The 11,655-nt window shown below is 65.5% G+C and carries 11 protein-coding genes; 6 read left to right on the top strand and 5 right to left on the bottom strand.

Annotated elements, in window-relative coordinates; all coding sequences use genetic code 11:
* Positions 1-77 precede the first annotated feature (77 nt).
* The gene (locus HU825_RS07010) at positions 78-1,409 is read left to right on the top strand and encodes a hypothetical protein (RefSeq protein ID WP_054094415.1); all 1,332 of its coding nucleotides are present in this window, start codon (positions 78-80) and stop codon (positions 1,407-1,409) included.
* A gap of 6 nt (positions 1,410-1,415) precedes the next feature.
* Here the strand turns inward: HU825_RS07010 and radC are convergent, their stop codons facing one another.
* Positions 1,416-2,090, bottom strand: a complete 675-nt coding sequence (gene radC / locus HU825_RS07005; RefSeq protein WP_043297865.1) for a RadC family protein — start codon at positions 2,088-2,090, stop codon at positions 1,416-1,418.
* Between the two features lie 137 nt (positions 2,091-2,227).
* Between radC and coaBC the strand changes: the two genes are divergently transcribed.
* From coaBC to argB, 4 genes are read left to right on the top strand one after another with little or no spacing between them, the layout of a single operon-like run.
* Complete coding sequence (coaBC, locus tag HU825_RS07000) at positions 2,228-3,436, top strand: bifunctional phosphopantothenoylcysteine decarboxylase/phosphopantothenate--cysteine ligase CoaBC (protein ID WP_043297864.1); 1,209 nt, start codon at positions 2,228-2,230, stop codon at positions 3,434-3,436.
* Position 3,437: 1 nt separating this feature from the next.
* A complete protein-coding gene (gene dut, locus HU825_RS06995) occupies positions 3,438-3,893 on the top strand; it encodes a dUTP diphosphatase (protein ID WP_054094413.1) in 456 nt (151 codons plus the stop codon).
* Positions 3,894-3,930: 37 nt separating this feature from the next.
* Positions 3,931-6,489 (top strand): phosphomannomutase/phosphoglucomutase, encoded by a 2,559-nt coding sequence (locus tag HU825_RS18845; RefSeq protein WP_431978451.1) that lies wholly within the window; start codon positions 3,931-3,933, stop codon positions 6,487-6,489.
* Positions 6,490-6,505: 16 nt separating this feature from the next.
* Positions 6,506-7,408 (top strand): acetylglutamate kinase, encoded by a 903-nt coding sequence (gene argB, locus HU825_RS06985; protein WP_043297861.1) that lies wholly within the window; start codon positions 6,506-6,508, stop codon positions 7,406-7,408.
* Positions 7,409-7,468: 60 nt separating this feature from the next.
* Here argB and HU825_RS06980 read toward each other — a convergent pair whose 3' ends face one another.
* From HU825_RS06980 to pyrE, 3 genes are all read right to left on the bottom strand, one after another.
* A complete protein-coding gene (locus tag HU825_RS06980; RefSeq protein WP_234303190.1) occupies positions 7,469-8,944 on the bottom strand; it encodes a DUF3360 family protein in 1,476 nt (491 codons plus the stop codon).
* 162 nt (positions 8,945-9,106) lie between these two features.
* Positions 9,107-9,694 carry a DUF4124 domain-containing protein gene (locus HU825_RS06975; RefSeq protein ID WP_054094411.1) on the bottom strand — a complete coding sequence of 196 codons (588 nt, stop codon included), beginning with the start codon at positions 9,692-9,694 and terminating at the stop codon, positions 9,107-9,109.
* A gap of 20 nt (positions 9,695-9,714) precedes the next feature.
* Positions 9,715-10,356 (bottom strand): orotate phosphoribosyltransferase, encoded by a 642-nt coding sequence (gene pyrE, locus HU825_RS06970; RefSeq protein ID WP_008568418.1) that lies wholly within the window; start codon positions 10,354-10,356, stop codon positions 9,715-9,717.
* An 84-nt stretch (positions 10,357-10,440) separates the two neighbouring features.
* Here pyrE and HU825_RS06965 point away from each other — a divergent pair, with 84 nt between their 5' ends.
* Positions 10,441-11,220, top strand: coding sequence for a catabolite repression control protein Crc (locus tag HU825_RS06965; protein ID WP_008568419.1), 780 nt, complete (start codon positions 10,441-10,443; stop codon positions 11,218-11,220).
* A 63-nt stretch (positions 11,221-11,283) separates the two neighbouring features.
* Here HU825_RS06965 and HU825_RS06960 read toward each other — a convergent pair whose 3' ends face one another.
* The gene (locus HU825_RS06960; protein WP_043297858.1) at positions 11,284-11,652 is read right to left on the bottom strand and encodes a DUF4870 domain-containing protein; all 369 of its coding nucleotides are present in this window, start codon (positions 11,650-11,652) and stop codon (positions 11,284-11,286) included.
* Positions 11,653-11,655: the final 3 nt, after the last annotated feature.

Below are 11,655 nucleotides of genomic sequence, written 5' to 3'. Positions count from 1 at the left end.
CGCCAGCTCGCACACCCGCCTCACCCGTGCACGCTTTGCCGGGCAAGTTTCACCGATTATCGAGACGCACCGCGACCATGACCGCCCTGCTGCCACTGGCACTGTTCTGTGAATTGCTCGCACTGGCGACTCAGACGCGCCCGCTGAGTGTCGCCAGCGGAGTGCTGCTGAGTCTGTTCTTCATCTGGCACCGGCGTTCGCTGATGCCGTACCCACGCCGACTCGCCCTGGTCACGCTGGCCCTGCTCGGCTACTGGCTGCTGAGCGGCGCAGCCAGCTGGGAACAGGGCCAGCGTCTGCTTGCCGCGGCCGCGTACTACGGCGCGTTCGTCGGCGCGCTGGGTTTGATGCATTGCCTGGCCGAGCGCCTGCGCCCGCTCGGCGAGCTGCATCGACGGCTGTTGGCCGGGCCACCCGCGCTGCTGTATCCGAGCTATCTGCTGAGCACCCTGACGATCAGCTCGATCCTCAGCTTCGGCATGCTTTCGCTGGTCTGCGGCTCGCTCGAGCGCCACCTGCAGTACGGCGGCTACAGCGAGACGCAGCGCCGCGAAGGGCGACGCGCAGTGATGGTTAGCGCACTGCGCGGCTTCGCCCTGGTGCCGCTGCTGGCACCGACCAGCGTCGCGGTGGCCATTCTCACGCGTGAATTACCCGGACTGAGCTGGCAGGCGTTGCTGCCGTTCGGCCTGCTCGCCGCCCTGCTCCTGCTGCTGATCGGCTGGCCGCTGGAGAACCGCCGACTGCGGCAGCTGCGTCGCACCGGCTCCAGCGATACGCCGGAACCACCGCAGCCACTGCGCAGCCTGCTGCTCGGCAGTCTGCTGGGTATCGCGCTGATCGCCCTGCTGGCGGTTTTTACCCCGTTGTCTGCCACTCAGGCGGCGATGCTGCTGGTACCGCTGGCGGTACTCGGCATGCTGCGCACGCAGGGAGAAGGGCTCGGCGCGATTCACAGCCAGGTTCGCGACACCCTCGCCGGCATGCGCAACGAGACGTTCATCTTCGCCTGTTCGGCTGTGCTCGGTGGGCTCGTCGCCGCGCTGGTACCGGTCGACGCGCTGGTCGTTCACGTCGGCACCTCGCCGCTGGCGCTGTTCGGCCTCGGCAGTGCCGGCATGCTTGCGGTCATCGCGCTGGCCTTGCTTGGCGTCGCACCGATCATTTCCCTGAACCTGTGCGCCGCGCTGCTGGCGCAACTGGCCGCACAGGGCGTGGCCGTCATGCAGCCGGCGGTAGCGTTGCTCGCCGGCTTTTCGCTGGCGATGCTGCTGTCGCCTTACGGCCCCTCCGCACTGATGCTGGCGCGACATGCCGGGCTGTCGCCCTGGCGCATCGCCTTCGGCTGGAACGGCCGCTTCGTGCTGCTGGCGCTCGGGCCGCTGCTGCTGGTGCCGCTGCTGGCGTAACGGCGCTTACATCCATCCCGCTTCGGCCATCGACAATGGCTCGCCCTCGCCGACGATGAAGTGGTCGAGCACGCGCACGTCGATCAGCGCCAGCGCTTCCTTCAACCGCTGGGTCAGCTGGCGATCGGCCTGACTCGGCTCGGCGACGCCGGACGGATGATTGTGGGTAAGGATGACCGCCGCTGCATTCTGCGCCAGCGCGCGCTTGACCACCTGCCGCGGATAGACGCTGGCGCCGTCGATGGTGCCGTGGAACAGCACCTCGAACGCCAGCACCCGGTGCTTGGAGTCGAGAAACAGGCAGCCGAACAGCTCGTGCGGCTCGTGACGCAGGCGCGCCTTGAGGTAGTCGCGCACCGCTTGCGGCGACTCCAGCGCTGAATCCCGACGCAGCCGCTCGGCCAGATGCCGGCGCGCCATCTCCAGCACGGCCTGCAATTGTGCGTACTTGGCGGGGCCGAGCCCCAGATGCGTGGTGAATTGATCGAGGTCGGCTTCGAGCAGCGCGCGCAGCCCGCCGAACTCGCCAAGCAGGTGGCGCGCCAGGTCAACCGCGCTTCGGCCGGCAACGCCGGTACGCAGGAAAATCGCCAGCAATTCGGCATCGGAAAGCGCCGCCGCACCCTGTTCCAGAAGCTTTTCCCGCGGCCGCTCCGCCGTCGGCCAGTCACGTATGCTCATGTCTCCTCCCTGTCGAGCAGGCCCGCTTCTCCGTCGCGGGCGCTGTGCTATCTTAGCCCGTCATTTTTCCGGGGTGCCCGCGCGGCTCCGACGCAGTTCTCACTCCGGCAATCCTCTACAAGAAACAAGGCAGGCCTATGCAGCGGCTGTATCGTAAACGCATCGTCCTGGGCGTCGGCGGCGGCATCGCCGCCTACAAGAGTGCCGAGCTGGTGCGTCGCCTGCGCGACCATGGCGCCGAAGTGCGAGTGGTGATGACCCACGGCGGCCGCGAGTTCATCACGCCGCTGACCCTGCAGGCGCTCTCCGGTCACCCGGTACATCTGGATCTGCTCGACCCCGCCGCCGAAGCGGCGATGGGCCATATCGAACTGGCGCGCTGGGCCGACCTGGTGCTGATCGCACCGGCTACTGCCGACCTCATGGCGCGCCTCGCCCAGGGCATCGCCAACGACCTTCTGACCACCCTGGTGCTGGCGACCAACGCGCCGGTCGCCCTGGCGCCGGCGATGAACCAGGCGATGTGGGCCGACCCGGCGACCCAGGCCAACCGTCAGCTGCTCGAACAGCGCGGCATCCGCCTGTTCGGCCCTGGCTCCGGCAGCCAGGCCTGCGGCGACATCGGCATGGGCCGCATGCTCGAGGCCGAGGAGCTGGCCCAGGCCGCCGCCGACTGTTTCGAGAACGGCTGCCTGAGCGGCCTGCGCCTGCTGATCACCGCCGGACCGACCCAGGAAAACATCGATCCGGTGCGTTACATCACCAATCACAGTTCGGGGAAGATGGGCTTCGCCCTCGCCGAGGCAGCCGCCGAAGCCGGCGCGCAGGTCACGCTGGTCACCGGCCCGGTGTTCCTGCCGACGCCTGATCGCGTGCAGCGCATCGACGTGGTCAGCGCGCGCGACATGCTCGCCGCCTGTGAAGCGGCGATGCCCTGCGATCTGCTGATCGCCGCCGCCGCAGTGGCCGACTACCGCCCCGAGGTGGTGGCGCCGCACAAGCTGAAGAAGGACCCCACCACCGGCGACGGTCTGCTGCTGCAGATGGTGCGCAATCCGGACATCCTCGCCACCCTGGCGGCTCGCCCGGATCGCCCCTTCTGCGTCGGCTTTGCGGCCGAAACCGAGAACCTGCTCGACTACGCCATGCGCAAGCTGCGCGACAAGAATCTCGACCTCATCGTCGCCAATGACGTGGCCAACCCGAGCATCGGCTTCAACAGCGAAGAAAACGCGGTCAGCGTAATCGATCGCCAGCAGCACGTAACCCGCTTCGGCCAGGCCAGCAAAGGGCACATCGCCCGCGCGCTGGTGGCCTTTATCGCCGATCGCTACAGGCAGGCCTGACATGCACCAGCTACAAGCCAAGATTCTCGACCCCCGCCTGGGCCGGGACTTCCCGCTGCCCGATTACGCCACCTCCGGCTCGGCCGGCCTCGACCTGCGCGCGATGCTGCAGAACGATACCGTGCTGCAGCCAGGCCAGACGCTGCTGATCCCGACCGGCCTTTCGATCTACATCGCCGATCCGGGGCTCGCGGCGCTGATCCTTCCGCGCTCGGGCCTGGGCCATAAGCACGGCATCGTGCTCGGCAACCTGGTCGGTCTGATCGACTCGGATTACCAGGGCGAGCTGATGGTCTCCTGCTGGAACCGCGGCCTGAGCGACTTCACCATCGCCGTCGGCGAGCGCATCGCGCAGCTGGTGCTGGTGCCGGTGGTGCAGGCGCGCTTCGAGCTGGTCGAACAGTTCGACAGCAGCGACCGCGGTGCCGGCGGCTTCGGACACTCCGGCAGCCATTGATCCAACGCCCCCCTTTCAGGATGAATCGAGGAGCCTCATGGCACTCTTCAAGCGTACCGCCAAGGAACCGGACCTGTTGACCCCGGCAAACGCCGACAACAAACGCCCCACCCGCGCTGCTCCCAACCTGCTGCTGAACGGGCTGCTCCCCGGCCTGCTCGGCCTGGGTGCCGCGGCCGCACTGCTGTGGTTCGGCCTCCAGGACGCCCAGCGTCAGCAACAGACCGAGCTTGCCGTAGCCTGGGGGCAGAGCCAGGCCAGCGCGCTGCAACAGGCCGTGCGCCAGCTACAGGCCGATACCCAGGCCATCGCCGCCGACCCGCGACTGCTCGAGGCGCTGCGCAGCGAGCAAGCCGAACAGATCGCCGCTCTCGAGCAGACGTTGCGCCAGCAACCGGGTGTCGTCGATGCACATCTCAGCGCACGCGGCCGCGGCCGCCCGACGCCCGAACGTGCGGGGCCGATTAATTTTGCCGCACTGGACTTGCTGCAGCGCGCCGAGAGCGGGGACGCCCCGCCCGTCGAGGCCTTTCAGGTCGGCAAGCGCTGGCTGCTCTACAGCGCGGCGCCGTTGCGCGCCTCCGCCGAGCAGGCCGTCCAGGGCACACTGCTGCGCGTCATCGAGCTCGACCGCCTGCTCGCCACGTTGCCGCGCGTGCCGGCCGATGCCGGCCAGCTGCGTCTGACGCAGCAGTTCGACAACTCGCCCGAGAAGGTGCTGCTCCAGCAGGGTAGCGGCAACGGACCGCTGCTGCCGCTGGCCAGCGGCAATCCGCACTGGAAGCTCAGTTTCCAGCCCGCCACGACCGCGACCGGCGCCTCGCCGCTGATACTGCTGGGGGCTGCGCTGCTGGCGCTCTTAGGTCTGTTGCTCGGTCTGCAGTTCCTCGCCAGCGCCCAGCAGCGGCGCCTGCGTGACGACGTGCTGCAGATCAACCGCCTCGTGCAGGAACTCTCCAGCGGCCGGGCCATCCAACAACCGTCCCTGAGCCTGCCGGCGCTCGACGCGCTGGCACGGAACATGGCCCGCCTGCCGCTTCGCCCCGTCGGACCGGCAGTCACGCAAGCCGCGGCGGCGCCTGCCGTCCGACCGACCAAGGAGTATGTCGATCCGCGCGTGCCGGATACCGACATTCTCGACATCGATATTCTCGACGAGGACCTGGACCTGTTCGGCCTCGACACCAAGGAGCGAGAAACCGCAATGAGCAGCGCCAAAGCCCCCAAACTGCCCGCCAGCATCTTTCGCGCCTACGACATCCGCGGCATTGTCGGCGACAGCCTGACCAACGAGACCGCCTACTGGATCGGCCGCGCCGTAGGCTCGCAGAGCCTCGCCCAGGGCGAGCCGAATGTCTCGGTCGGCCGCGACGGTCGCCTATCCGGCCCGGAACTGGTCCAGCATCTGATCCAGGGCCTGGTCGACAGCGGCTGCACGGTCAGCGACATCGGCATGGTGCCGACGCCGGTGCTCTACTACGCGGCCAACATCCTCGCCGGCAAATCCGGCGTGATGCTCACCGGCAGCCACAATCCGCCGGATTACAACGGCTTCAAGATCGTCATCGCCGGCGACACCCTGGCCAATGAGCAGATCCAGGCGCTGCGCCAGCGCATTGAAACCGGCGACCTGAGTGAAGGCGTCGGCCGCGTCGAACCGGTCGACGTGCTGGAGCGCTACTTCGAGCAGATTCGCACCGACATCGCCATGGCCAAGCCAATGAAGGTGGTGGTCGACTGCGGCAATGGCGTCGCCGGGGTCATCGCCCCGCAACTGATCGAGGCGCTGGGCTGCAAGGTGATCCCGCTGTACTGCGAGGTCGACGGCAACTTCCCCAACCACCACCCGGACCCGGGCAAGCCAGAGAATCTGGTCGACCTGATCGCCAAGGTCAAAGCCGAGAAGGCGGACCTTGGCCTGGCGTTCGATGGCGACGGCGACCGCGTCGGCGTGGTGACCAATGCCGGCACCATGATCTATCCCGACCGTCTGCTGATGCTCTTCGCCAAGGACGTCGTGGCGCGCAACCCCGGCGCCGACATCATCTTCGACGTCAAGTGCACGCGCCGCCTGACACCACTGATCAGCGGCTACGGTGGTCGCCCGGTGATGTGGAAAACCGGCCACTCGCTGATCAAGAAGAAGATGAAGGAATCCGGTGCACTGCTGGCCGGCGAGATGAGCGGCCACATCTTCTTCAAGGAGCGCTGGTTCGGCTTCGACGACGGTATCTACAGCGCCGCGCGCCTGCTGGAAATCCTCAGCCAGGACAAGCGCGATGCCGAGCAGGTGTTCGCCGCCTTCCCGAGCGACGTTTCCACGCCGGAAATCAACATCACGGTGACAGAGGAAAGCAAATTCACCATCATTGACGCCCTGCAACGGGATGCCCAGTGGGGCGAGGCCAACCTGATCACGCTCGACGGCGTACGGGTCGACTATCCCAAGGGCTGGGGCCTGATCCGCGCCTCCAACACCACACCGGTGCTGGTGCTGCGTTTCGAGGCCGACAGCGCGCAAGAGCTCGGCCGCATCCAGGACGTCTTCCGCGCGCAGCTGCACAACGTTGCACCCGACCTCAAACTGCCGTTCTGATTATGCGGAGCCCTGCATGACCCTCAGCCGTGAAGCTGCCACCCAATTCGCCCAGGTCCTCTCCGAGGCGTTGCCGTACATTCGCCGCTTCGTCGGCAAGACGCTGGTGATCAAGTACGGCGGCAACGCGATGGAAAGCGAGGAGCTGAAGACCGGCTTCGCCCGCGACATCGTGCTGATGAAGGCGGTGGGCATCAACCCGGTGGTGGTGCACGGCGGTGGCCCGCAGATCGGCGACCTGCTCAAGCGGCTGAACATCGAGAGCCACTTCATCGACGGCATGCGGGTGACTGACAGCCAGACCATGGACGTGGTGGAGATGGTCCTCGGCGGCCAGGTCAACAAGAGCATCGTCAGCCTGATCAACCAGCATGGCGGCAGCGCCATCGGCCTGACCGGCAAGGACGCGGGGCTGATCCGCGCGAAGAAGCTCAAAGCCACCCGGCAGACGCCGGAGATGACCAAGCCGGAAATCATCGACATCGGCCATGTCGGCGAGGTCACCGGGGTCAACAGCGAACTGCTGGAAATGCTGGTCAAGGGCAACTTCATCCCGGTGATCGCGCCGATCGGCGTGGGCGACAATGGCGAGTCGTACAACATCAACGCCGACCTGGTCGCCGGCAAGGTGGCCGAGGCGCTGAAGGCCGAGAAGCTGATGCTGCTTACCAATATCGCCGGCCTGATGGACAAACAAGGCAACGTGCTCACCGGCCTTTCGACCGCCCAGGTCGATGCGCTGATCGCCGACGGCACCATCTACGGCGGCATGCTGCCGAAGATCCGCTGCGCCCTCGAAGCGGTTCAGGGCGGCGTGACCAGCGCGCACATCATCGATGGGCGCGTGCCCAACGCGGTGCTGCTGGAAATCTTCACCGACGTTGGTGTCGGTACGCTGATCACCAACAACCAGCGCTGAACACCGCGGTCGGACCAAAAAAAGGGGAGCCATCAGCTCCCTTTTTTCGTGCCCGCGCCGTCAGTGGTCGACGCGGAAGGACTCGAACATGGCCGGGATCCCCGGGAACATGCCGACACCCAGCATCACCGCGCAAAGCAGGATGAACACGATTGTCGGGATTACCCAGCGGTGCATATGGCTCAGGCTCTGGCCACGCTCCTTGTCGCCGATCAGCCCGAGATTGTCGAGCAGCACGGTCAGCGACCAGCCGAACACCGGGTTGACCAGTGCCGAGGAGAACACCACGATCGCCGCCGACTGCGAAGTCTTGCCCTCGCGGGTCATCTGCATGCCAGCCTCGAGCAGCGGCAGGTACACCCCGACCAGCAGAGCCACGGAAAGCACCGGTGGCCAGATCGCCAGATCCATCGGGTAGCCGAGGATCGCCGCCAGCACGCAGAGCAGGCCGGTCAGTACCGCACCCGCCGGAATCGGCCGCTTGGCGATCGCCGCCGGCACCATGTAGGTGCCCCAGGACGAGGCCAGGTTACCGCCACCCAAGGCCGTACCCACGGCCTGACGCGCGGCGGCGACGCACATGGTGTCGTCGATATCCATCAGCACCTTGTCCGTGCGCGGCGGGTAGTTCAGCTGCTGGAACACGCGGTGGCCGAGGAAGTCCGGCGACCACATCGCCACGGCCAGCACCGCGAACGGAGCGACGGCGACGAAGTGGTGCAGCTCCGGCAGGCCGAGCTGCCAGCCGCTGTTTGCACCCCACCAATACGCCGGGTTGAGGTTGGGAATACCCGGTTCGGTGGAAAACTCGAACGGCGCGCCGAGCGCAAAGGCGATCACCGCCGCCAGCACCGAGCCCAGCGGAATCGCCAGCCAGCGCATGCGGATGTGCTCGAGGTAGGCGTACATGACGATGGTCGACAGCACCACCACGAAGGCGATGTAGCCCATGTCGAAGCCGTTAGCCCAGGCGAACAGTTTCTGGATCTGCGACGACACCCCGATGAAGCCCAGATACAGCAGCAAGCCGCCGCATACCCCGTCGCTGGTCAGCCGCGCCAGCAGACTGCCGCCACGTGCGACGCCGAGGGCGAAGCCGAGCAAGCCGACCATCAGGCCGAGCGCCATGGGATGGCCGCCCGAGGCCACGATCAGCGGGATCAGGGGGATCAGCGGACCATGGGTGCCCGCCAGGTTGGCGGTGGGATTGAGGAAACCGGAGAACAGCACGACGAAGAGGATCGCCGCGATCAGCATCTCGAAGCGCACGTTCTCGATGACGAACTCGTTGGACAGCCCCAACGGTCCGGCGAACGCCGCCACCACCGCAGCGACCATCACGATTTTGCCGATGGTGGCGGCCATGGCCGGCACCCAGTCCTCGATCTCGAAGCGGTAATCGCGGAATGGAAGGTTCGGACGCCAGCGCCGCGGCGCCATGATCTGCAGCTCATGTTCCAGATAGTCGCTGCGCGAGGCAAACGCGGACCGCGGTCTGTGACGCTCCCGATAACTGCTTAGGTCGCTATCTTTCATGCGATCATCTCACCGTCGAAAATTCGCGGCGAAAGGTACAGGCCCGGGGGCGATTACTCATCCATACCTTAAAAGCATTGATCCAGAGCGGCTTGTTTGTTAGCGCCCCGGGTGTAGCTGCATGTGATCGAGATTTCGGCCGTGCCGAAGTGGGCAGAAGATTCAGCGCTCGCCGAGCAGTTCGGCGACACGCTTGCGGTCACGCGCGAAGCTCGCGTCCGCCTCGACCTTGGCGCGCTGGTAACGCGCCTGGTCACGCTGCAGCCCCGCCTGCTCCTTTTCGAGATTGGCGATCTGCGTCAGCAGATTCTGCGGAACTTCACGACCGGCGCGCTCGTGCTGGGCGGCTTGGGCCCGCAGCATTTCCTGCTGCGTGCGCAGCGATTGCAGATTGCTCTGAGTAATGCCGATGACGCTGTCGAGTTCCGCCAGCTTGCGCTTGCGCGCACGCTCCACATCGTCCGGGCTGGCATATAGACGCAGCAGCTGCACATCGGCCGCCGCGCGAGCCTTCTCCTGCCGCTGGCGCTGCATTTCCTCGGCCGTGGGCGCCGGCGGCACCACCCGGACGACCCGCCCCTGCTCGTTCAGCACCTCATAACCGCGGCCGATGTGCTGCGGCGGCACGCCATGCCGGTCAAGCACCACCACACCGCGCTCGTCGGTATAGCGATAAAGCTCGGCGGCGTCCGCCAGCGTCGCGGTCAGCAATCCCAGCGCAACGAGCAAGCGAATTACCGGCTGGAGCATGGCGAGATACCTATCCCTGATCAGATTCCGTACTGCGCGCGATAGGCCTGCACCGCGGGCAGATGCTGTTTGAGCTGATTATCTTCTTCCAGATACTCGAGCACCTGCGACAACGACACAATACTGATCACTGGCATTGCGTAATCGCGCTCGACTTCCTGAATCGCCGACAGCTCACCCTGACCACGCTCCTGACGGTTGAGCGCGATCAACACGCCCGCCGCCTGGGCCTGCTGCCCCTGGATGATCTGCATGACCTCGCGGATCGCCGTGCCGGCGGTGATCACGTCATCGACGATCAGCACACGCCCCGCCAGCGGCGCACCAACCAGGGTGCCGCCTTCGCCGTGGTCCTTGGCTTCCTTGCGGTTGAAGCACCACGGCAGATCGCGCTCGTGCTGCTCGGCCAGCGCGATCGCCGTCGCGGCGGCAAGCGGAATGCCCTTGTAGGCCGGGCCGAAGATCACATCGAAATCGATGCCGCTTTCCATCACCGCCGCCGCATAGAAACGGCCCAGCTGAGCCAGCGCGCTGCCGCTGTTGAACAATCCGGCATTGAAGAAGTACGGACTGGTGCGGCCGGATTTTAAGGTGAATTCACCGAAGCGCAGAACACCGCGCTCGATGGCAAAACGAATGAACTCGCGCTGGTACGCCTGCATGAAGAAAATTCCCGAAAGCCACGGATTTAGCCAATTACAGAGAGCTTGGGTTATCATACACGGACGTGTTTTTAGGGGCCATTTATGCGGATCATCAGCGTCAACGTGAATGGCATTCAAGCGGCAGCACAGCGGGGTTTGCTCAGCTGGCTGCAAGCGCAGAATGCCGATGTCATCTGCCTGCAGGATACCCGCGCCTCTGTATTGGAACTCGATGATCCGGCCTACCAGCTGGACGGCTATTTCCTCTATGCCTGCGACGCCGAAATCCCAGAACAGGGCGGTGTGGCGCTGTATTCGCGACTGCAGCCCAAGGCAGTGATCATGGGGCTCGGCTTCGAGACGGCGGATCGCTACGGACGCTACCTGCAGGCGGACTTCGACAAGGTCAGCATCGCTAGCCTGCTACTGCCGACCGGGCAGGATGGCGACGCCAGCCTGAATCAGAAATTCAAGTTCATGGACGATTTCGCCCACTACCTGGACAAGCAGCGTCGCAAGCGTCGCGAGTACCTGTATTGCGGTTCGCTGTACGTCGCGCATCAGAAGCTCGACGTGAAGAACTGGCGCGACTGCCAGCAGAGCCCGGGCTTCCTCGCTCCCGAACGTGCCTGGCTGGACGAGATCTTCGGCAACATGGGTTACGTCGATGCGCTGCGCGAGGTCAATCGCGAGGGCGACCTGTTCAGCTGGTGGCCGGATACCGAGCAGGCAGAGATGCTCAACCTGGGTTGGCGCTTCGACTACCAGATTCTCACCTCGGGGTTGCGTCGCTTCGTGCGTGGTGCCCGTCTGCCGCGCCAGCCGCGCTTCTCGCAGCACGCGCCGCTGATCGTCGACTATGACTGGACGCTGAGCGTCTAGAGTCCACTGCAGGAGAACCTGGCGCCGGATGCGCCAGGTTCGATCGGCACCTGCGGTTCGCGATTACTTGATCAATCGCCAGCAGAACGGATAGCGGTAGGGCTTGCCTTCGTTGGCCCGGATACCGGCGATGATCACCAGCACCAGCGCCACCACGCTGACCAGGGCCATCAGCGGAAAGCCGATGAGAATCCAGGCGAGCAGTGCACAGATCATCATCACGATGCTGAAGGTGATCTGGAAGTTCAGCGCCTCCTTGCCCTGTTGATCGACGAACGGATCCAGATCCTTCTTCAGCTGCCAGACGATCAGCGGACCGATGACGTTGCCGATCATCGGCGCGAGGAACCAGAAGAACGCCGAATAATGACAGAACATCGCCCATTGGCGCGCTTCGCGGCTGGGCAACGGCATCAGCTCCTGATCGCTCATGGC

It is taken from the genome of Pseudomonas phenolilytica, from assembly GCF_021432765.1.
GTDB classification, from domain to species: domain Bacteria; phylum Pseudomonadota; class Gammaproteobacteria; order Pseudomonadales; family Pseudomonadaceae; genus Stutzerimonas; species Stutzerimonas phenolilytica.
The sequence above is the reverse complement of the archived record's forward strand: the minus strand, read 5'-3'. Positions and strand labels throughout refer to the sequence as shown.

Excerpts from the sequence above, each read along its gene's own strand:
- HU825_RS06975 (WP_054094411.1), bottom strand. The coding sequence starts at position 9,694 with ATGCTCCAGCCGGTAATTCGCTTGCTCGTTGCGCTGGGATTGCTGACC.
- coaBC (WP_043297864.1), top strand. The coding sequence starts at position 2,228 with ATGCAGCGGCTGTATCGTAAACGCATCGTCCTGGGCGTCGGCGGCGGC.
- radC (WP_043297865.1), bottom strand. The coding sequence starts at position 2,090 with ATGAGCATACGTGACTGGCCGACGGCGGAGCGGCCGCGGGAAAAGCTT.
- HU825_RS07010 (WP_054094415.1), top strand. The coding sequence starts at position 78 with ATGACCGCCCTGCTGCCACTGGCACTGTTCTGTGAATTGCTCGCACTG.
- HU825_RS06965 (WP_008568419.1), top strand. The coding sequence starts at position 10,441 with ATGCGGATCATCAGCGTCAACGTGAATGGCATTCAAGCGGCAGCACAG.
- pyrE (WP_008568418.1), bottom strand. The coding sequence starts at position 10,356 with ATGCAGGCGTACCAGCGCGAGTTCATTCGTTTTGCCATCGAGCGCGGT.
- HU825_RS06980 (WP_234303190.1), bottom strand. The coding sequence starts at position 8,944 with ATGAAAGATAGCGACCTAAGCAGTTATCGGGAGCGTCACAGACCGCGG.
- argB (WP_043297861.1), top strand. The coding sequence starts at position 6,506 with ATGACCCTCAGCCGTGAAGCTGCCACCCAATTCGCCCAGGTCCTCTCC.
- HU825_RS18845 (WP_431978451.1), top strand. The coding sequence starts at position 3,931 with ATGGCACTCTTCAAGCGTACCGCCAAGGAACCGGACCTGTTGACCCCG.
- dut (WP_054094413.1), top strand. The coding sequence starts at position 3,438 with ATGCACCAGCTACAAGCCAAGATTCTCGACCCCCGCCTGGGCCGGGAC.
- HU825_RS06960 (WP_043297858.1), bottom strand. The coding sequence starts at position 11,652 with ATGAGCGATCAGGAGCTGATGCCGTTGCCCAGCCGCGAAGCGCGCCAA.